This window comes from Novosphingobium oxfordense (assembly GCF_044029435.1).
In the GTDB taxonomy this organism is placed as follows: domain Bacteria; phylum Pseudomonadota; class Alphaproteobacteria; order Sphingomonadales; family Sphingomonadaceae; genus Novosphingobium.
The window spans coordinates 1-20,458 of the sequence record NZ_CP147007.1; the positions used below are offsets into that span (position 1 = coordinate 1).

Annotated in this window: 16 protein-coding genes; 8 read left to right on the forward strand and 8 right to left on the reverse strand. The window is 60.8% G+C overall.

Features of this window, described 5'->3' with window-relative positions; all coding sequences use genetic code 11:
- The first annotated feature begins 35 nt into the window (after nucleotides 1-35).
- Together WBP07_RS20030 and WBP07_RS20035 are read left to right on the forward strand one after the other, a co-directional pair.
- A complete protein-coding gene (locus WBP07_RS20030; protein ID WP_395396185.1) occupies nucleotides 36-1,226 on the forward strand; it encodes a Gfo/Idh/MocA family protein in 1,191 nt (396 codons plus the stop codon).
- A complete protein-coding gene (locus WBP07_RS20035) occupies nucleotides 1,226-2,068 on the forward strand; it encodes a sugar phosphate isomerase/epimerase family protein (protein WP_395396186.1) in 843 nt (280 codons plus the stop codon). The genes WBP07_RS20030 and WBP07_RS20035 overlap by 1 nt, the downstream gene beginning before the upstream one ends.
- A 159-nt stretch (nucleotides 2,069-2,227) precedes the next feature.
- On the opposite strand, the gene WBP07_RS20040 is transcribed toward WBP07_RS20035, so the two are convergent.
- Nucleotides 2,228-2,977, reverse strand: coding sequence for a sulfite exporter TauE/SafE family protein (locus WBP07_RS20040; protein ID WP_395396187.1), 750 nt, complete (start codon nucleotides 2,975-2,977; stop codon nucleotides 2,228-2,230).
- Nucleotides 2,978-3,074: 97 nt separating this feature from the next.
- Between WBP07_RS20040 and WBP07_RS20045 the strand changes: the two genes are divergently transcribed.
- The 5 genes from WBP07_RS20045 to WBP07_RS20065 all read left to right on the forward strand — a co-directional run bounded on the left by WBP07_RS20045 (nucleotide 3,075) and on the right by WBP07_RS20065 (nucleotide 10,086).
- Entirely contained in the window at nucleotides 3,075-3,962 is an 888-nt protein-coding gene (locus WBP07_RS20045) for a LysR family transcriptional regulator (protein ID WP_395396188.1), read from the forward strand.
- A 337-nt stretch (nucleotides 3,963-4,299) separates the two neighbouring features.
- The gene (locus tag WBP07_RS20050; RefSeq protein WP_395396189.1) at nucleotides 4,300-5,538 is read left to right on the forward strand and encodes an LLM class flavin-dependent oxidoreductase; all 1,239 of its coding nucleotides are present in this window, start codon (nucleotides 4,300-4,302) and stop codon (nucleotides 5,536-5,538) included.
- Nucleotides 5,539-5,541: 3 nt separating this feature from the next.
- The gene (locus WBP07_RS20055; protein WP_395396190.1) at nucleotides 5,542-6,135 is read left to right on the forward strand and encodes an NADPH-dependent FMN reductase; all 594 of its coding nucleotides are present in this window, start codon (nucleotides 5,542-5,544) and stop codon (nucleotides 6,133-6,135) included.
- 55 nt (nucleotides 6,136-6,190) lie between these two features.
- Nucleotides 6,191-8,734 (forward strand): TonB-dependent receptor, encoded by a 2,544-nt coding sequence (locus WBP07_RS20060; protein ID WP_395396191.1) that lies wholly within the window; start codon nucleotides 6,191-6,193, stop codon nucleotides 8,732-8,734.
- Between the two features lie 44 nt (nucleotides 8,735-8,778).
- Nucleotides 8,779-10,086, forward strand: a complete 1,308-nt coding sequence (locus WBP07_RS20065; protein WP_395396192.1) for a spinster family MFS transporter — start codon at nucleotides 8,779-8,781, stop codon at nucleotides 10,084-10,086.
- 16 nt (nucleotides 10,087-10,102) lie between these two features.
- Here the strand turns inward: WBP07_RS20065 and WBP07_RS20070 are convergent, their stop codons facing one another.
- A complete protein-coding gene (locus WBP07_RS20070; RefSeq protein WP_395396193.1) occupies nucleotides 10,103-11,023 on the reverse strand; it encodes a LysR family transcriptional regulator in 921 nt (306 codons plus the stop codon).
- 205 nt (nucleotides 11,024-11,228) lie between these two features.
- Here WBP07_RS20070 and WBP07_RS20075 point away from each other — a divergent pair, with 205 nt between their 5' ends.
- Entirely contained in the window at nucleotides 11,229-12,218 is a 990-nt protein-coding gene (locus WBP07_RS20075) for an amidohydrolase family protein (RefSeq protein ID WP_395396194.1), read from the forward strand.
- A gap of 274 nt (nucleotides 12,219-12,492) precedes the next feature.
- Here the strand turns inward: WBP07_RS20075 and WBP07_RS20080 are convergent, their stop codons facing one another.
- The 6 genes from WBP07_RS20080 to WBP07_RS20105 all read right to left on the reverse strand — a co-directional run bounded on the left by WBP07_RS20080 (nucleotide 12,493) and on the right by WBP07_RS20105 (nucleotide 20,403).
- On the reverse strand, nucleotides 12,493-14,127 hold the full coding sequence (locus tag WBP07_RS20080) for a family 43 glycosylhydrolase (protein WP_395396195.1): 1,635 nt from the start codon (nucleotides 14,125-14,127) through the stop codon (nucleotides 12,493-12,495).
- Between the two features lie 191 nt (nucleotides 14,128-14,318).
- Nucleotides 14,319-14,573, reverse strand: a complete 255-nt coding sequence (locus WBP07_RS20085) for a hypothetical protein (protein WP_395396196.1) — start codon at nucleotides 14,571-14,573, stop codon at nucleotides 14,319-14,321.
- Nucleotides 14,574-15,219: 646 nt separating this feature from the next.
- Nucleotides 15,220-15,993, reverse strand: coding sequence for an energy transducer TonB (locus WBP07_RS20090; RefSeq protein ID WP_395396197.1), 774 nt, complete (start codon nucleotides 15,991-15,993; stop codon nucleotides 15,220-15,222).
- 241 nt (nucleotides 15,994-16,234) lie between these two features.
- Nucleotides 16,235-18,742, reverse strand: coding sequence for a TonB-dependent siderophore receptor (locus WBP07_RS20095; RefSeq protein WP_395396478.1), 2,508 nt, complete (start codon nucleotides 18,740-18,742; stop codon nucleotides 16,235-16,237).
- Nucleotides 18,743-18,852: 110 nt separating this feature from the next.
- A complete protein-coding gene (locus WBP07_RS20100; protein WP_395396198.1) occupies nucleotides 18,853-19,803 on the reverse strand; it encodes a FecR family protein in 951 nt (316 codons plus the stop codon).
- Nucleotides 19,804-19,875: 72 nt separating this feature from the next.
- Complete coding sequence (locus tag WBP07_RS20105) at nucleotides 19,876-20,403, reverse strand: RNA polymerase sigma factor (RefSeq protein WP_395396199.1); 528 nt, start codon at nucleotides 20,401-20,403, stop codon at nucleotides 19,876-19,878.
- Nucleotides 20,404-20,458 lie beyond the last annotated feature (55 nt).

Consider the following 20,458-nt stretch of genomic DNA (forward strand, 5'->3'; position numbering starts at 1 on the left):
GTTTCAGCCATTCGGCGCCAAAGTATGAATGACTGATGGCGGAAATAGCGGTCATTGGTCCCGGCCGCTTGCAGCACGAAATGCCGTCCATTCCCTCGTCAAATGCCATTGATAGTACGTGCTATCAATGGCGGTCTACCGTTAAACGGGAGAGCGAATTGGAAAAGATAAAGGCTGTCGTCGTCGGCACGGGATTTGGTTGTCGTGTCCACGTACCTGCGCTTCGCGCAGCGGGTTTCGAAGTCGCAGCGCTGGTAGGCAGAAATGAGGAGCGCGTTCAACGCAAAGCGGCAGAAAATGCCGTGCCGACATCCTTCACGGATCTGGACGAAGCGATCAGCGCAACAGGTGCTGCGCTAGTTACGATCGCGACCACGCCGAACACGCACGCTACGCTTGCGCATGAGGCTATTGCACTTGGATGTCACGTTTTGTGTGAAAAGCCCTTCGCCTTCAATGCCGATGAGGGCGAGGCACTGCTCCAGGCCGCCGAGCAGGCGGGGGTGATCCATATGGTCTCCCACGAATTCCGCTGGCTGCCGGAGCGCGCGTTGTTTGGACAGGCGATCCGAGAAGGTTTGATCGGTGAGCCGCGTTTCCTGATCGTCGACCAGTTCTTGCCGTTCTGTGCCGACCCCAATGCCAGGTTGCCGCGCTGGTGGTTCGACAAGGAGGCCGGGGGCGGCTGGCTCGGGGCGAGCGGATCGCATCTAATCGACCAGATCCGGGCATGGCTGGGAGATTTCCATTCGCTCAGCGCCAATCTCTTGACCGTTTCGGACCGCGTTGACGTTGCGGAAGACAGCTACTCGATGCGCTTCGTCACGAAGGGCGGCGTGGAGGGTTCCATGCAGCAATCGGCCGGGGCTTGGGGAGAACCTGCGACCCTGTGCCGGTGCGCCGGTTCCAAGGGCACGGTATGGATAGAGGCGGGCAAAGTACTGGTCGCAAATGCCAACGGCACGCGGCAGCTTTCCGTTCCGCCCGAGCTTGAGTTGCCCGCACCGCCGCCGGCCGCAGACCCCAGTTCGGCCAATCGCCTTTCGCATTTCGAGATCGGTCCGTTTACCCGACTGGCTGAAGCGCTGCGGCATGCAATCCTCGGCTCGGCTGGCCGATCGGCGGTCGCCCCGCCGACGTTCCGCGACGGATTGAAGTGCATGCAGATCATGGACGCCATGCACGCATCTGCAGCCGGAGGTGGCTCACTTCAGGTGCTGTCCTGATGGGCGGAAAACTGCGCGGTGGCATCGGGCTGGAATATCTCAGTGTGTTCGGAATGCCGTTGCCGCAATATGTAGCGCTGGCTGCGCGTCTGAAGTGTGATTTCGTATCGGTAAATTATCGCGGGGCCGCGAACAGCTTGGTTGGTCCTGCCGAAGAACCGCTGAAGGATAGCAAATCGACAAGGCGCCAATTGGCGACCGCCTTGGCCGACCACGGTATGCGGCTGGAACTGGTTGAGGGGTTTGCCATCGAGGCCGGCACAGCGGTTGAGGACTATGACTCCGATCTCGATGTCGTTGCGCAACTTGGCGCGCGTTCCCTATGCGTCGTGAGTCTCGACAAGGACAGGGCGCGAACGCATGCGCAATTTGCTCGGCTGGCGGAACTGGCAGCAGAGCGGAGATTGATTGTCACCACGGAAGTCGGTGCCGGTGTGCTCAGGACTATCCAGCAAGCCGAGGCATCGTGGTTGGCCGTGGGGCATCCTAATTTCAAGTTGCTCATCGATACCATGCACTACTTCCGTCGTGGGGGCATGGTGAACGATCTCGAGAGTCTTCCGCCCGAGGCAATCGGCCATGTGCAGATTTGCGATGTTCCGATGCCGGCCAAGATCGAGAGCTATATGGATGAGGCGCTGTTCGAGCGACAATGTCCCGGCGATGGCGACCTGCCGCTCGCAGACTTCCTCAGAAGGATACCAACAGACACAGCCATCGGAATCGAGGCGCCGATCCGATCTGCCTACAATGAACTGGAGTCATCTCTACTCAAATGTCTGATGCGGACCCGTCAATTGGTGGGTCCGTACTTACTCGATCAGGGCCATAGCCTGCGGTGAACGATCGGCTCCAACATGCGCAACTCTCGACCAGATAGACATATTTGGACGTGCTGACACAACCGTCAGTATTAGACAGAAGCGGTCGCATGATGATGACGATAGCTGCCGGTAAACGCACGAGAGCAAGACAGATCAGGGCGATGGAAGGTGGTCGTATCAACGCAGACCACGAAAGGCCATTTCAAAGCCCAACAATAGCAGGAAGATTAGAAAAAGCCGGCGGAATAGCAGCGGACTGATCCGTGTCCGGATCAATCGTCCAGTTGCCATGCCAACGAGCGCGGGAACGACCCCAAGCGTCGAGGTCAGCAGATTCCCGAGCGGGGATGCACCATGCCAGAACAGCCCAATCGCAAGCGCGATCGTCGACACCGTGAACGAAAGACCCAGCGCCTGCACTAGATCATCACGCTGGAGGTCAAGTGACTGGATGTACGGCACGGCAGGTATCACGAACACACCCGTCGCACCCGTGACCAGTCCAGTAACCAGCCCGACCACCGGGGACAGCCACGGCTCCCATCGGGGAGAAACGTTGAGAGGCTTGGCCAGCAGCGTGTACGCCGCATAGATGATCAGGACGATGCCAAGACACACGGTCGTCAATGCGGTAGTCCCTCCTGTCAGCATCATAGAGCCGATCACCGTCCCGATGATGATGGTCAGCATCATCGACCAAAGGCGATGGATGAGCACTCCGAACTTCGGGCCTGCCAAAAGCTGCCAGACGTTGGTGAGGAACGATGGCACCAGCAGCAGCGCGGCGGCGGCTAACGGCGATAGCAGCGATCCCAGCACTCCCATGGCAACTGTGGGCAACCCCATGCCGGTCACTCCCTTGACGATGCCGGCGGCAAAGAACGTCGTGATGATCGCGGCGATTAACAGGAGTGAATGATCAGGCATGCGCCGGAGGTAGCGACCGCTCTGGGAGCCACAATGCGGAAGGGCCGAGTTGTGGCTTCGGCTGGAGCGAAGGCAGGAAACCCATTAAAAGGCCGCCATGCGCTTCGACCTTACTGACCTTCGCCTGTTTCTCGCGGTGGTGGATGCCGGGAGTATCACCCATGGTGCCGCGGAAGTGGGCTTGTCACTGCCAGCGGCTAGTGAACGGCTGCGAGATATGGAGACGGTGGGGGAAGTGACTCTGCTAAATCGCGGCCGCCGCGGCATAGCGCCAACTGAAGCCGGAGAAATGTTGGCGCACCATGCCCGCACGATCCTGCACCAGATGGCGCAGATGCGGGGCGATATCGGCCAATTTGCGAAAGGCCTGCGCGCTTCGGTACGCGTCTTTGCAAACACAGCCGCCATTACGGAATTTTTACCCAAGCGGCTTGCACCCTGGATGGCTGCCCACCCTCAGATCGACATCGACCTGAAGGAGCGCCAAAGCACAGAAATTGCCAGAAGCATCGGCGCAGGCTTCGCCGAAATCGGCGTGCTGTCGAGCGCCGTTGAGATAGGCGATTTGACGTTGCGGCCTTTCGCGATTGACCGCCTTGTTGTCGTTGCGCCCAAGGAACATTCGCTGGCAGAACATGCGCGGGTGCGGTTCGGCGACCTTTTCGGCCATCATTTCATCGGCCTGGCGCGCGGGGCGTTGCGGGACCACATCGACGGGCAGGCATCCCGCGTCGGTGCAAAGTTGAAGATGCGAGCACGACTCCACAGCTTCGATGGCATCTGTCAGATGGCGGGAGCCGGGGTGGGTATCGGGATCGTTCCTGAAGCCGCCGCGCGACGTTGCCGGCGATCGGCGGATATTGCGATCATCCGCCTGAGTGACGACTGGGCCACTCGCCATCTGTCACTGTGTGTACGTGACGAAAGCGACCTCACACCGCCCGCCAAGGCACTGTTCGATCATTTATCACGAGAGAGCGAATAGCTTTCGGCAGCAGGCGACCAACTCAAGCCGTTCAGTGACGGCGGCGTGAATAGCATTTCGGTCATTCGCGAAATCACCCGCCCAAGTTCCAACAGCAACGTCCGGATGCCATTTTTGATCGTGAAGGGCCTTGGTCGGTCCGCAGAGCCGTGGCGGCATGTCCCTTGTGTCGCGATAGTGCCGATCCAGTTTCCACCTTCGGATGATTGGAGCGCGAAATAAACGCGGTCGCGCCACCGGCTTTCAGATGAGTCTGGACGTCGTGGGGTGTAAGCGTGTGCGCCGACCTGCCATTGATGCTCGTTATGACGTGATAATTCTTTGAGATTTCACTCTCTTGATCGCGGCTTTTACGCTTGCCTCAATCTCAGGGAGTGATGCCATGTATATTGCCGTTTTCATGGGGCCTTTTGCTCGCGGACCCCGCGATGACCGGCCGCTTATCAACTATTGTCTCGAAGGAGCGGTGCGCGCTGCGGCGGATGGCTTCAGCCTCGTGACATTCGGCGAGCAGCACTTCAACAATTACGAGCCTTATTGCAACCCGTTGATGATGGGCGCGCGTCTCTCGCCGTTCCTTGGCGAGACCTACTTCGGCACGTCGATGTGCCCGCTGCCGTATCATAACCCGATCATGATGGCTGAGAACATCAACGTTCTCGACCAGCTGCTCGAAGGCAGGCTGATCGTCGGACTTTCGGCGGGCCGGGTCGGTTTCTCGCCCGACTTCGAGAACTTCGGCCTCGATCCGGCGCATCAGCGCGCAATCTACGCGGAAAAGTACGATGCGTTGATGCGGTTGTGGGGCCACCGACCTGACGATGGTCCGCTTCGCTTCGACGGCAAATGGGTAAAGGGTGGCATGCACGGCCGGCTGATGCCGTCCTCCTACCGCGCCCCGCATCCTCATATCATGATCGGAACGAACACCGACGAAACGTGCAGGCGCGCAGGCGTTGAAGGCAACATCCTCTCGTTGGGCCCCTGCACGCTGGAGGACGCGGCGAACAAGTTCAGACTGTTCCGCGATGGCCTCGACGAGGCCGGTTATGAAGACGCGTTCAAGTCGGAGCGGCTGGTCAAATCAATGGTCCATCACCAGGTCGTCGTGGCTTCCAGCGACGATCAGGCCTGGGCGGATGCCGAGACCATGGGCGGCAGGAATCCGATGCTTCGCCGCGATCAGGACGGTCGGTCAATGCGGCAGATGTTCGAGGACGGGGTCGCAGGACGCACCGACTTGAACCCGATGGAAGCGGCGAACAGTCGTTTCGTCCAAGCCTGGTTCATCGTCGGCAGTCCGGATAGCGTCACCGAACAACTTCTGGCCCACAAACGCGCTGGCATCGCGCAGGTGCTGACCCGATTCACCGTGGGCGTCTACAACCCGCCGATGTGGGATGCCTCCTATGGCCTGTTCGTCGAGCAGTGCATGCCCAACCTTGCTCCGGAGCGCTTCAATCCGCCGAGCGAAGTTCGAGCGGCAGTGGCAGCAGGACCATTGCCCATCGGGCCGAGCGGGTCATTCGGCGCGCCGGGTACCGGAATGCCCAATCTTCAGCCGGCACGGAGCTAACCGATGCGCCATGACCGCCCACTTGTCGTCGGAATTGGCGGAACCCTCGCGCACGATAGTTCTACGGCGCGTTTGCTTCGGCATGCCCTCAGCCAGTGCGAAGAGGCTGGTGCAGAAGTGCGGCTGTTCACATCGCACGCACTGGAAATTCCCTTCTACGCCCCGGGTCGCAATCTGGAAAATGCCGCGGCGAGCGAACTCGTCGCGGCCATGCGTGAAGCGGACGCCGTCGTGCTCTCATCGCCAGGTTATCACGGCTCGATCTCCGGTTTGATCAAGAATGCCCTCGACTACACCGAAGAGCTGGCAGGGGATCGCCGTCCTTATTTCGACGGAATACCTGTCGGTCTGATTGCGGCGGGGGCCGGATGGCAGGGCGCCAATGCGACGATCGCCACGCTGAGATCGATCGTGCATGCGCTCAGAGGCTGGCCGACGCCGCTCGGCATCGCAGTCAACTCGCGGCAGCCGCTTTTCGACGCCGACGGCCGTCTGATCGCAACCCAGGTCGACGAGCAACTTGGCGCGATGACCCGGCAGCTCATGGACTTCGTGGCACGGAGCCGAATGCCGAGGTGCGCGCCCATCGACCAGTAAATTCCAGGCGAAGCCGCTCCATCCAAGAGGGCGGCCGTTAAGGGGGAGAATGAACATGAATACTGCGAAGAAGACGTGGGCCGGTGCCTCACCGTTCATCCTGGCGGCAGTGCTGGCCGGGTCTCCGGGCCTTGCAAGAGCGCAAGCGGGCGAAGCAACGCAGCCATCTGGACAGGGCCAAGGTGCAGGCGCTGCGGCGAGTTCCGGCCAGGGGCTTGCCGAGATCATCGTCACGGCGAGCAAGATTTCGACGGACGTGCAGAAGCTTCCTGTGGCCGTTTCGACGGTGGCTGGGGATAGCCTGATGGAGCGCGGGGTCAGCCAGGCACAGGACCTGGTGAAGCTGGTGCCCGGTCTCCAGATCGAAACGAACACCGGCGGTGCCGCGTCAATCTACATCCGCGGCGTCGGTTCCCGCGTGCTGACTGCCAATGCCGATCCGGCCGTGGCCTTCAGCCTCGACGGGGTTTACTTTTCGCGTACCGCCGGCCTCAGCGCCGGACTCTTCGACGTGGCCCGCATCGAGGTCGTGAAGGGCCCCCAAGGCACGCTCTATGGCCGCAATGCCACGGGCGGAGCCGTCAACGTCATCTCCAACCGACCGGTGATCGGCGAGCGGAGCATGGATGCCAATCTCGAATTCGCAAACTATGACAGTGTCCGGGTGGCCGGTGCTGTCAATCTGCCAGCCGGTGATACGCTGGCACTGCGACTTGCCGGGCAGATCGTCCACCGCGACGGCTATCTCAGTGACGGTTACAATGATGATGTCAGCCAGGGCGCTCGTGCGAGCCTGCTTTGGGAGCCTTCAAACACACTCAAGGTCTTTCTCTCGGCCGATTATTCGCATCAGGGCGGGCAGGGCAGCGCATTCACGCCCACGGGCCCCAACAACGCAAGCGGGCTCGACACACGCTTCGTCGATCCTTCCAACCCTTGGCTCGGACCCAGCGATCCGGCGATCAACGCCGCCTTGCAAAAGGCGGGGCCGCCCACAGCCCTCAATTTGCCCTTACCGGGGACTTACTGCGTTGGCCTGCCCTATCCGGTGGGACAAGCGGGTCCCACCGCAGGCACGCCTGCCATTCTGACCTGCTCCTATCCCTACGGTGCCCAGACCGTGGAATCGGACGGCTACCTCAACAATCAGTTCGGCGGCGCCAACCTCACAGTCGATGCAGACCTTGGGTTCGGCTCGCTCACGGCGATTGGTGGATATCGCAAGACCAAGATCGATGCGATCAGTTACGCGACGCTCTCGCGGCAGGAGCAGGACCAGGACGTCGATCAGTACACGGCCGAAGTGCGCCTGGCCTCGCACGCCGACAGCCGGCTGCGCTGGATCGTCGGGGGCTACTATTCCTACGAAAAGCAATTCTCGGCGCTTCGGGTGTTCAACGGGAATCTGGCGCTCTCCAACCCGATCCCGGCGGCCGGCTCGCCCTTGCCGCCAACCGTCTGCAGCGGACCTCTCGATCCAGATGGTCCCGGGCCGCTGCCGGCGGTGCCGGGTGTCTGCCTCGCGCAGGCGTCGATCATCCAGAACTCGATCCTGATCAGCCAACCCGATCTGGTTGACGAAAACTATGCCGCATTCGGTCAGGCGACCTACGAAATCCTGAATGGTCTGCGCGTTACCGGAGGGATCCGCTTTACCCACGAGCGCAAGCAATCGAGTGACGGAACGATCGAATCCTACTATACGGCGCCGGCGGGGCTGGTCACGAGCGCGCCGACGCAGGGCAAGGTGTCATTCAATAACACGAGCTACCGCGCGGGCCTCGAATACGACATCGCGCCTCGGATCATGGTCTATGCGCAGTTCGCGACGGGCTTTCATGCCGGCGGATTCAATCTTGGTGTCGCGGATGGGCCGAACGTCTATCCCTATCAGCCCGAGACGGTGAACAGCTATACTCTCGGCTTCAAGTCGCGGCTTTTCGACAACCGCCTGCAGGTCAACGTCGAGGCGTTCTGGCTCGACTACAACGACTACCAGACCCAGCGCCTGGGGCGCATCAACGACGGATCGGTGGCTTGCAGTCAGCTTGGCATCCTGCCTTCCTGTCCGCTCACGGTCAGGACCGAGAATGCCGCATCGGCCCGCAGCCGGGGAGTCGAGGTAGACATTGCCCTCAAGGTCGGCGACAACGGCCAGTTCGATGCCAACATCCTCTACAACGATGCCTATTTTCGTAGCTTCCTTCTGGCCGATACCTTCACCGGCGCGCTGACCGATTACAGCGGGATCAGCCTTCCAGGCGCGTCGCGATGGACGATTTCGGCGGGATACCGGCAGCGTTTCCCGCTGGCCAATGGCGGGGCGGTGGTCGCCGATGCGCGCACGCAGTTCAAGAATGACACCTGGATGTGGTATATCCACCAGGCTGGGAACTTCCAGAAAGCCTATACGCGCACCGACCTTACGCTGGGCTACGAAGCGCCGGAAGGACGTTGGACGATCAACGCATTCGTGCGCAATGTCGAAGACAAGGCCACTCTCCAGCAGGGAAGCCCGCCTGACGCTACGACCGGGCTCACCCTCAACAGCATCAACCCTCCACGTACCTATGGTGTCACCATGGGCTTCAGGTTCTGATCAAGGCGATGACGATGACCAGTCCGGTATCCTCGGAAACGACCATGCCCCCCCCAACAGCCTGGAGCCCGAAGGGCACCGTGGGTCACCAATTCTATGCCTGGTACGTCCTTGCCGTGCTGGTCCTCGTTCACAGTTTCAATGCGGTCGATCGCGCCCTGATCAGCATTCTGGTCGAGCCGATACGTCTTGAGTTCGGTTTTTCCGACGGTGAGGTTGGCCTGCTATCGGGCGTGGGGTTTGCGATCTTCTACGCCTTGTTCGGCATACCCGTCGCACGCCTCGCCGACCGTTCCAATCGGCGCAACATCCTCGCGGCCGGTCTGGCACTATGGTCCGGAATGACCGCGCTTACCGGCTATGCCACGGGCTTTGCCTCCATGCTTGCAGCGCGGATCGGGGTCGGGGTGGGGGAGGCGACCTGCTATCCCACCGCTTATCCCTTGATCGGCGACTATTTCGCGCCGGTGCGACGGCCCAAGGCTTTTGCCCTGTTCCAGGCCGGGGCCTTCATTGGCATCGTTCTGGGAGCGGTCATTGCAGGCAAGGTGGCTGAAGCGCATGGCTGGCGGGCAGCGTTCCATGTGATCGGTGCGCCCGGCGTGGTGCTGGCATTGCTGGTTCTCTTCACCGTGCGGGAACCGCTGCGGGGGATATCTGAGGGCACGCACGGATTCAGTGCTGGCCTGGGCCTCTGGCCTGCGTTTCAAAGGCTCCTTACAGATCGCGCGTTCCTGCTCGTCGTGCTTGCCGTGACCGCGCTTTCCTCGACCCAGGCAATCGCGGCAAACTGGGGCTCCGCCTTGCTGATGCGCCTCTATCATGTGAGCCAGGGCGACGTCGGGCTGGTCGCCGGACCTGTGGTAGGCCTCGGCGGTGTCGTTGGGACGATTGCAGGCGGCTTCGCGGCCAGCACGCTGACGCGCAAGCGTGGTCTGCTTCGCGCCGGCTTGCTCGTTCCGCTCGCCACGATCGCGCTGGCTCCGCTAGCCCTGGTACTGTTCTGCTTTGGCCCCACGCTCCCGCTGGTGCTGATAGGAGGGGGAATGGGTGCGTTTCTGATCGGCACGCACACCGGGCCCGCGATTGCCGTCGGCATTGGTCTGGTCGCGCCCGAGAACCGCGGCGTTGCCTCCTCGCTGCTGGTCCTAGGGCAAAGCCTGGTGGGCTTCGGTTTCGGGCCGACGCTGGTCGGGTTCCTAAGCGATGCGCTGCAGCCGCATTTCGGGATTGATTCCCTGCGTTACGCGATGTTGGCCGCGCCGGTCTGCGTTGTCCTCGGCTGGATCAGCCTTCTCCTCGCTTATCGGGCGATCGGCCAATTGCCCGCCCTCAAGCCGGCAAGCGACTAAAGCGTTAGCCCGCGCATCACATGCAATGCGCGGGGAGAGGCTCGCGAGCTGCCGGGGGGGCAAGCTCGCGAGCCTTTCGTTTCATGACCTCGACAAGCCAGACGATCAGCGGCTCGCTGTCCCGGTAGGTTTGCCACTGCGCCACGAAGCTGAGCCGCGGAGTGTCGACGGGGCAAGGAACAACCCGAAGCGGCATGGTCTTCGCGCACATTTCGGCGAACCGCCCGAGGGTCGTGATGATGAGGTCGCCGCCCACGATAAGGCGCGGGAGCGTGGAATAGGCAGCTGTCCTAACCGCGATGTCCTGCCGGCCATGGAGATGGTGCAGCGCGGCCCCGATCGGATGGCTGAGCGAGCTGTGCGTATGCTCGATGGCGGCATGGCGCATCGAGAAATACTGGCTTTCCGTCATTGTCTCGCCGATCCGTGAGTTTCCTTCCCAGACCAGGCAGCACAGTTCGTCGCTGAACAGTTCGGCGCTGGGATATTCGGGAAGCGCGAAGGCTTCCGAGACAATCGCCACGTCCAGCGGCTCACGGAACAGCTGGTCTACCGGCTGATAGGAAAAAGGCCGAGACACGAACGAGATCTTCGGTGCCTCGCGCTGTATCGCGCCGAAGACTTCGTTCAGGAAGACGTATTCAACGATGTCGGGTGCGGTGACCGTGACCGTCCGGCGATCCGTCATCGGATCGAAATCGAGTGAGAGGCCCAGCGCATCGCGCGCGGATTGGAGCGTGGCCCGAATGCGTGGGCGCAACGCGATCGCAAGTTCTGTGTAGCGGGTCTCAGTGGTCGAATAGACCACCAGCTCATCCTCGAAATAGGCGCGCAGCTTTTTCAGCGACACGCTCATGGCTGGCTGCGTGACATGCAGCTCGTTTGCAGCCTCGGTGAGCGTTCGGGAGTGGAGAATCGCATCGAGAGCGAAGAACAAATTGAAGTTGAACCGTTTCATGCTGTCCGCCTCTCCGCCCTGCCGGTCTTGCCTGTACCGGCCGCCGTTTCGTTTTCGGCGCGAGCTTACGGGATAATGCGGTTTCCGTCGGATAAATAAATGAAATGCCTCGATAGCCCTTAGTCATTGGCCTCGAAGACCGTGCGATCATAAGCCCGATCCAGATAATTCAAGGAGAGGCTTCGTGCGGATCGACGTTCACGCTCACTACTATCCGGAGCGCTACACAGAGAGGCTGGCGGCGCTCGGGCTGCGGCAGGCCAAGGGTGCCGGGCAGTCGTCCGATCTGTCCAGTCGCCTCCGGGCGATGGACCAGACCCATACGGAAATTCAGATTCTGTCATCGGCGGCCCTCGATACGCAGGTTCGCAATCTGGATGGCGCGGTGGAAGCCGCTCGCCTGATCAATGACCTCTATGCGCAGACCAGCGCCGATACCAATGGCCGGTTCCGGGCTTTCGGCTGGGTCCCTCTTCCCTATGTGGATGAAGCCATCGCTGAGATGCAGCGCTGCCTGGACCAGCTCGGCTTTGCCGGCATCTGCTTTCCAACACTGTTCCAGGAACGGCCACTCGATGATGAGGCATTCGCGCCGTTCTGGGCCGAAATGAACAGGCGCAAGGCAAAGGCGTATATCCATCCGGTAGGGGCACACAGCATGTGCCATCACGGCATGGCGGACTTCGGGCTCCACACCGCAATCGGTTCGATGGCCCAGGTCCAGATGGCGGCGCAGCGCATCGTCTATTCGGGATTGAGCGCCCGCTATCCCGATATCGAGTTCATCTTCGCAGTTTGCGGTGGCTATCTCCCCTATGTCTGGGAGCGGATCAGGAAAAATCTTGAACGCGCCTTGACGATGAGCGCGAAGGGCGCGGTCGGCGGCGGCTTCTTCGGATGGATCAAGCAGACACCGATCACGATCGACGATCCGATGAAACCGTTCCGCCAGTTCTGGTACGACACGAGCGTTCAGGACATTCCCGAAGCGATGAAATGCGTGAAGAGTGCCTATGGCGCCGAGCGGTTGCTACTCGGCTCGGACGAGATTTTCGCGAGCCTCATTGAGGCCGTCCAATATATCGAAACCAACCGTTACCTCACGGCGGAGGAGAAGCGGATGGTGCTCGACGAGAATGCTCAGAGCTTGTTTCATTTCGATTGTCGGCATTGATTCAAATAAGGAGCGTCAGCGCTAATGTTCTTCGGATGGCTGTTTATTAGCCGATAGCAGCCATCCGCGACGCGCGCCGGGAGCGACTGCAAAATCTCACGGGCTTTCGGCGGTTCCCGACCTAAAGCCAAGCCTTAGTTAAGACATCAGCGAACGTCGGGTTCGAGCGAAACCGGTCGATCGCGCTGGCGGGAAGCGGACGATCGGCAAAGCACCCAGTTCGTCCGTCTGCGGCGCAACGCCATCCCATTCCGTTTGGCGCTGAGGTGACCGTCTACCCAAGTGCACGATACTTGAACGCGCGAAAGTTCACTTTGCCCTGACCTGCCGCGAAAAGTGCGGGTCTCAAGCTGAGCAAATTATCGACGGTGTTGGCATTGTATCCCGAGACGAAGCTGCGCACGCCATGGCGGGACCACGTCTTGCCGTCGAGGCTGTAGTGGAAGGTAACGACCTGATCCTGGTTAGTGATCCGCATGTGCATATGCCGGGCGGCGGGCGCGGGTTCGGACCAGTAGGACGCCTTGCCACCGCGATAGGTCGTCATCCGCTTGCCATCGATGCCCATGCCGAGGAACAGGCGGTCGTCGAAGAACAGCAGAAGACCTCCTTGCGCCTCGCCGATGAGTTCAAGTTCAATCTCGATCTCGTAGGCGCGGTCGCCGACCTGCTGCGTAAGCGGCGAACTGTCAGCGGGGCCCGTGCCCTTGCCAGCGAGTGTCAATTGGGCGTTTGTCACGCTGACCCGCTCCGCTTCGTCGGGTGCGCTGGCATAGAGGCTCCACAGGCGACCAAGCGCCGCCTCCTCGAACTGGTCCGAGTGCGCCATGCCATGCGGTTGCTCTGGTCCGGCAGGCTTCGGTAGCGGTTTTGAGAGGTCGCCCCCGGTTGCTTGGAACCAACCGTCCCGCGTCCATCCGATCGGCTCGAGGAGCGTCTGGCGCCCGAGCGTGTGGTATCCGTTCTCGTAGCCGTGATAGACCATGAACCAGCGCCCACCGGGCCCTTCAACGCACGTGGCGTGGCCGCGCGACCACCAGGGTTCGTCCTCGGACCTCGTGCGCACAATAGGGTTGTGCGGGCAATGCTCCCAAGGACCATGGATCGAGCGCGAGCGGGCGACCACGATCATGTGTCCCGTGGCAGGGCCGCTGGTTCCGCCCACTGCGTTGACGAGGTAGAACCAATCGCCACGCCGGAACAGCTTGGGTCCTTCGGGCGACCAGGCCTCGGTGATCCAGTCGTCGGGATAGTGCCAGGCCTCGTAGACCGTCTCAACGGGGCCTGCCGTCGCAAGACCATCGGGAGTAAGACGGACGCGTTTTCCTTCGTTGAAGAAAAGGTATCGGTGCCCGTCCTCGCCGACGACGTGCCCCGGATCGATCAACCCTCCGATGCCCAGATCGATGGGCTCACTCCAGGGGCCTTCCATCGAGCTTGCATGGATGACGTAGATGTTCGCGAAGCTGGCAAGCGTTGGCGACCAGCTTGCCTTCATGAAGGGGATGTAAATGAAGTAGCGATCGCCGTGCTTGGCGATGTCCACTGCGAAGACGGTGCCGATGGGGCGAGCGAGCGCGGGACCCAGTGGACGCCAGTTCACCAGGTCGCGTGAATGCCATATCAGCAGGCCCGGTGCCGCGTCGAAGGACGAGTGCGTCATGTAGTAGTCGTCGCCGTCCTTGAGGACCGACGGGTCGGGATAGTCGCCTGCGAGCACAGGGTTGAGGTATCTGCCATCCCCGAGGTCCGCCTTGCGCTGACCTTCGATACCGGGCTCCCACCGCAGAGCGGGGGACTTGCAGGGCTGGCTTGCGGGCATAGGCGCTGCGGCTCTTGTGCTGCTTGCGCTTGACGCGAGGACGGTGCCTACAAGTGCCAGCTTGATCGCATCGCGACGGGATTCCATGCACCCACTCCGGTTATTAGAATTTATCTTCCAATAACCGGAGTGGGTGCAGACGCAAGTGGTTCGTTGGGATTCCGTTGATCTGCGTTCGATGTCTGAAATCGCATCGGCACATTCCGCCGGCAACTACGACATTCGTAGGAATTGGAGCGAACGTCCGGACTTGCCTGAAGCGGGCGAGCGCAGGGCTCTTATCGTTTACTGCGCATTTCCTCGATCTGCGGTTCGCTCATGGACTGTTGGCGACGGACGAAGAAGGTATCGCCCCACTGGATGCGATGCAGGTTCCAAGTCGGCGGAGGGATGAACGACGCTGCTTGCTCATCCCGGCCGTTTAGCCGGACTTCAACTATCTCGGTGTCAGCCACCTCATCGGGATGATAAAAGATCCACAGGAGCGATGAGCGATCGTTGACCGAAGCGATCGAGCTTTCCAGCTTACTCACCGCGTTGGTCCTTGCAGACAAACTTGATGCCATCGGTTCCGCTTCCATAGTGGATCAAGCCTGCCTCTACGGTGTCGACCATCACACCCGACGACAATGCGCCACCGCCCGAAGTTTCGATGTGGGTAGGTCCCACTGTTCATATCCTTTGGCGAACCTGCGATTGTCGAATCGCAGACGATAACGCCGTCCATCCCATCGGCAACCACGTCATCTCCAACAGCCATTTCTTCGCCCGTCGAGTATCGCAACGACCTATCCTGCGCATCTTCTGCCGTCATGCAGCTTGGTTTGCTTATACGCACAATCCTAAAGCGGGGCTACAACCGGGCGGGTCCGGAACGTCTCATCCCGTGCCGCTTGGCGGCTCTCTTGCCACTCGAGACAGCTATGGGAACGACGGCTTCTGAAGCCGAAGCTCCAGTTGGCGACTCTGCGCTTGAACGGCCGCAATTTCTCCACGGCACGTCGTTCAGGTTCAGCCGCAGTTCGGTGAACCGACGGCAGCTGCCAGGGAACTGGGATTGCGGGCTCGGTCCGCTTATTCGGCGGTCTGAATCGAGGTAGGACGTTACCGGCTGGCCGCAACCAAAATCTGTCGAGCGAATCGTCGACCCTGGGCCGCATGAACGTCGCAAAGTTGGCGTCAGCGCATGAAAAATTCGACAGGCACCACGAGCTCGATGGTCGCGCCTTTCATGTCATCTGGCGGTTTGGGTAGCGGCTGAGCTCGTTTCGGAAGCGAGATCGCTTCATCGTCCAGGGCACGAAATCCGGAAGATCGTTCGATATGGGATGACAGGACTTTGCCATCGCGGTCCATGACGAAGCGAATATAGGGGACACCTTGCTGGCGAAAAACGGCAGCCTGCCGCGGATAGCGCTTTACCTTGTTGAGGGCGCTCTGAACGAGCCCTTGCCAGGTGGGCTTGGCAGTGCTTGGCTGTTCTGCCGGTGCTTCAGTTTTGGCCTCGGGCGCTGTGGCGTCTTCGACGGTCGGTCCAGGATCGACCACGGGGTGAACGACCGGCACCGGTGACGGACTGGCGGTCGGAAGCTGAATTTCGACGGGCGGAAGCTTGGGGCGATCGGGCGCCGGCTCAAGCCGTTCTTTTTTGATTTGTTCCAGCCCCGGCGGTTGTCCGCTCGCGGGTTCAGGCAGCGCAGCAGGCGGCGCCACGTTGAACACGCTGAGGCGGGCAGGTTCTGTGGGGGCGTGGAACACTGTCCAGCTGAACAGAGCGACTCCGGCGATTGCCATGACGATCAAGGCGACTCCGGCCAATCCGAACAGTCGCGTACCCGTCGACAGGGGTTGGTCGGAATAGCGCGTTGCGGGCTGACGGCTCGCAGGAGTTTTCAGAGCGTACATCGGACTGTCCTGCGGCAGTTCACGGAGGAGGGGCATCGAAAGGGTCATGCGTTTGAGTCTCGCCGAAATGCTGCAACGAGTGAGAATGGCACTGCCCCCGAGGCGATTCCGAGCAAGCCGGGCATGAGCGGCTTTGAAGGTACTGATGGCAGAAGGGCAGCGAGCATGATGCTCGCTGCCGATCCCGCGTTATCGTCCAGGTGGACTTCTGTGGGCGGGTGGCACCGGCCCCGGTCAATTGGCGCCATGTTGTCTACAACCTTAAGTTGTTCCGCCTTCATTGGCAGGTTCAGTACCTCGCCCGCAGCGTTACCATGACGTTGCGCGGTTCGCCGTAGTAGCTGCCATATGTGGTGTAGCCGATCGTCTGGTAATACCGCTTGTCGAACAGGTTGTTCACATTGACGGCGACGTTCCAGTTCTCGGTGAGGTCATATCCGACCCTTGTATTCCAGACGGTATATCCAGCTTGCGTGATTTTCGTGCCGCGGTTCAGCGTGTAGATCTTGGACTGCGCGGTTACGCCACCGCCGATGCTGAATTTTTCGTGGGTGTAGTTGGCCCACAGCCGCAGCAAATGGCGCGGAGTTTGGCCGTTGAAGACCGTTCCTTCGTTATCGCTGCTGAGATCCCGGGTAATCTTCGTCTTCGTGAAGGTATATCCAGCCTGCAGTTCCAGGCCAGGCGCTATCTGGCCGTTCAATTCAGCCTCGAAGCCTTCAGCGCGCACATCGCCGGCATTCACGTAGCAATAGCCGTCCGAAGAGCCCGGGCAAGAAGAGGCATAATCGGTCTGCGCGAGGTCGTGACGATCGGTACGGTAGAGATTGATCGCGCCGCCGAGGCGATTGTCGAGCCAGGCACCTTTCACACCCAGTTCGTAGCTGGTTCCCGTCACCGGGCGCAGCGGATTGCCCGATTCCGTCTCATAGTCGCTCTGCGGCGTGAAAATCTCTGCATAGCTGGCGTAGAGCGAGACATTGGTCGTTACGTCGTAGATTGCCGCTGCGAATGGCGTGAACTTGGCGTTGTCCTTCACGTGCCGGTAGGAGTAGACGCCCCAGAAGGCCGCATTCTCGCGCTCATAATCGTACCAGCTAAGCCGGCCGCCCAGCACAATCGTAACCGGGTCGGCAACCTTCAGGCGCAGATTGGCGTACATGCCGAGGTTCTTGCTGGTGCTCACATCCGGCACCGATCCGCCGCGATAGGCATTGGGGGCGTAATAGCTGTCGTCCGGTTCGGCTACATTGTCGATCGGATTGAACGCATCTTGTGTCTCTGTCATGCGGATCAGCGCCCAGCGGTCGTCGTGCTTGGAATGGCTGGCATTCACGCCGACGATCAACTGATGTTCCTGACCGAATGCGCGAAACTTGCCGTCGATGAAAGCGTCGATGCCGTAGTCCTGGTGGTCGTAATCAAACAAGCCCGAATAGAGCGACAGTGGCGCCGTCGTGCTGCCAATTGGAATCGATCCTTCCGCAAAGGCGTATTTGATATCCTGATCGTTCTGGCTGAAAACGGCCGACGCATTGAACGTCCAGTCGTCGCTCAATTTGTGGGTGACATCCGCGAACAGGGTGGTGCGTTCGCTCTTCCAACGGTTCCATTTCATGCCGAGGCACGTGGATCGGTCCAGATGCGCATCGCTGCCGTCCCTGTAACGGGGCAATCCATGGAAGCAGGGCGTGGCGTCCAGTTTCTCATAGGAAATGCCTGCGCCCAGCGTGGTGTCGGGCGACACGTCATAGTCCAGCGCTGCATAGGCAATCCGATCGCCGCGCTGGCCCACATCGTAGAAATAGTCCCGCTCCTGCATCGCGACGAGACCGCGCGCCCGCAGCGTACCCGATGCGTTGAGGGGACCGCTGGCATCCAGTTGCGCGCGGTAATTGTTCCACGATCCGGCTTGGATCGTGCCGGTGAAGGACGGCTCGTAGGCGCCGCGCTTGCGCACGAAGTTCACCGCTCCCGCCGGGTTACCCACGCCCCTGAGCATGCCGGACGTGCCGCGTAGTACCTCAACACGATCGTAGAGCGCCATGTCGGCGTTGAAGCTGTTGGCCTGGACATAATTGCCACCAATATCGAGCGGAACGCCGTCATAGAGATATTGACCGGCCTGTCCGCTCATCTGGAAGCCGCGTGAATAGAAATAGCGACCGCCCATAGGCGATTCCCCGACGGTGATACCGGGCGTCTTTTCCAGAACCTGCTCGATGGTATTGAGGTTGAGGTCGTCCAGAAACTGCCGGGTAACCACCGTTACCGACTGCGGCGTTTCCTTGAGCGTCTGCTCGCCCTTGAACATGCTGGCACCGCGCGCGGCGTAGGATTGCGTGCCCTCCGTGGCGATAGGATCAACGGTAAGGCTGGCGATACCACCAGTTCCGGCTCCTTCGACCCGCACGGGTCCAAGCTGCACCGCATCGGTCGATGCCTGCGGTGCCGGCTCCAGCGCAACAGCCTTCGCGTTCGTGAACCTGAAGGTCAGGCCGCTACCGGCCAAGATGTGGGACAGGGCCTCTGCCGAAGACATGGTCCCGCTTGCCCCCTCGGACCGCACTTCCGGCAAGGTGCCTCCGTAGGCTAGAGTGATTCCCGTCTTTTGCGTGAAGGCCGCTAGCGCTTCGCCGAGAGATTGCGGGGCAATTTCGAACCGGGTGGCATCGGCAGTCTGCGCCATTGCCGCGGGCGTGCCCAACGGGATCACAGCCACCGTCATTGCCGAAATCGCACGTCGCAGCGCTGCCTTGCGCAGGGCTTTCCCCGTGCGACGTTCTTTCAAAATCATCATCGTCGAATCCCCTTGTTTCCTATCGGACCCGTCAGCGCCTTGCGGCGCCCACAAGAAGGAAGACGGGCGGACTCGCCGATTGTCAGATACGCTAATGATAATTATTTTCAGAACGCGGGTCGGACGATCGTGAGCAGGGGCGTCAACTGAGTGATGCGCATGGGCAGGCTGCTTCCCAGCCGGAACAGCGCTTCGTCGACTTCATGCGTGCCGATCATCAGCGTGACGGGCTGCGAGGCCAGTTTCTCATCCATGATCCAGGTCTTGCCCGAACGCCAGCGGTCCAACTCTGCCACCACCTCGCCAAACGGACGGGAGATGAACACGAGTCGTCCCTGTCGCCAAGCCAGAGAGGACGGGTTCGAACGCATTGGCCCGGTTGGTCCTCGCGATCCATAACGACAGCATTGTCCTTCCGGGACATCGACTGCACGTCCCGATGCAGTTACGCGAACGGCATGCTCGGTGACGGTAACCAGAGCACCGTCCTCATCTTTGGCCACGGCGAACGCAGTTCCCAGCGCCGTCGTACTTCCGCCGGCGCTCTCGACGATGAAAGGCTTGGCGGGATCCGCGGCAACTTTGAACCATGCCTCACCATCGTGTAGCTGGACCCGCCGTTCGCGATTGGTGAAGGAAACCGAAATCGCCGAACCGGTCGAAAGCTCGACGGAAGATCCGTCGCCAAGCGCTATCGTACGCCGCTCTCCCACATTGGTTGCGTAATCGGCAAACGGATGTGCGCCGAAAACCAAGCGCCCGGCGACTGCCAACGTCAGGCCCGTCAGGGCAACTCCGCCTGCGCTGCGTAGAACGGTGCGGCGGTTATGTACCGCTTCAGGCCGGGCAAGGCTGGGCAAATGGCCGGAAGCGCCCCAGAGCCGTTGAAGGCGATCATATGCTGCCGCATTCGCAGGATGAGCGCCGCGCCAGGCTTCGAAGGCCGCACGCTGGCTGTCGTCTGATGGGTCCTCGTGGAGCGCGACGAACCAGCGGGTGGCTTCTCTGGTGACCGGATCAAGCCGTTCGAACGGATCGGATCGAAGAGTTCGGTTCACGCATGCACTTCCTGTGGCTCCGTGCGCCATTGCACTGCGCCGTATTCTCTAGACGTTTGAAGATGCCGATTGTCAGGCAGGGCCGTCAAAATCTGAATCTGCCGCGAGTTGGATAGCGATGAGCGCCTTGGTCATATGATCGTGGACCGTTTGACGTGAAATGCCGAGGCGGCGGCCGATTTCGGCGAAGGACAGGCCTTCAAACCGCGACAGGCGGAATACCTGCCGTGGCCGGGCCGGCATGGCCTGAATGATCGCATCCATGCGCCTCAACTCGTCGCGAGTTATGAGCTGATGTTCCGCGCTGGGCTGTGGATCGGCGATCCGTGCGACCGCATCTTCTGGCGCCCACGTTTCGATTCCAAGCGCTTCCCTGCGGCGATGATCGATCATCAAGTTGCGTGCGACCTTTAGAAGGTAACCGCGCAGGTTGGCTATCGTCCCCCCACTAGCGATACCGCTTAATACCTTTGCCCAGCTCTCCTGGGCAATATCTTCAGCCTCAGGTGCCCCCCGCATCATTTTGCGGGTGTGATCAGCGAGCGTGCCATGGAACTCGCGGGCAAACGCGCTTAGATCCTTGGCACTCCGATCGGGCATGGGACTCCGGCCTTCCAAACCTCTGGCGATGTTGCCGATTGAGGAGGCCCGTAAC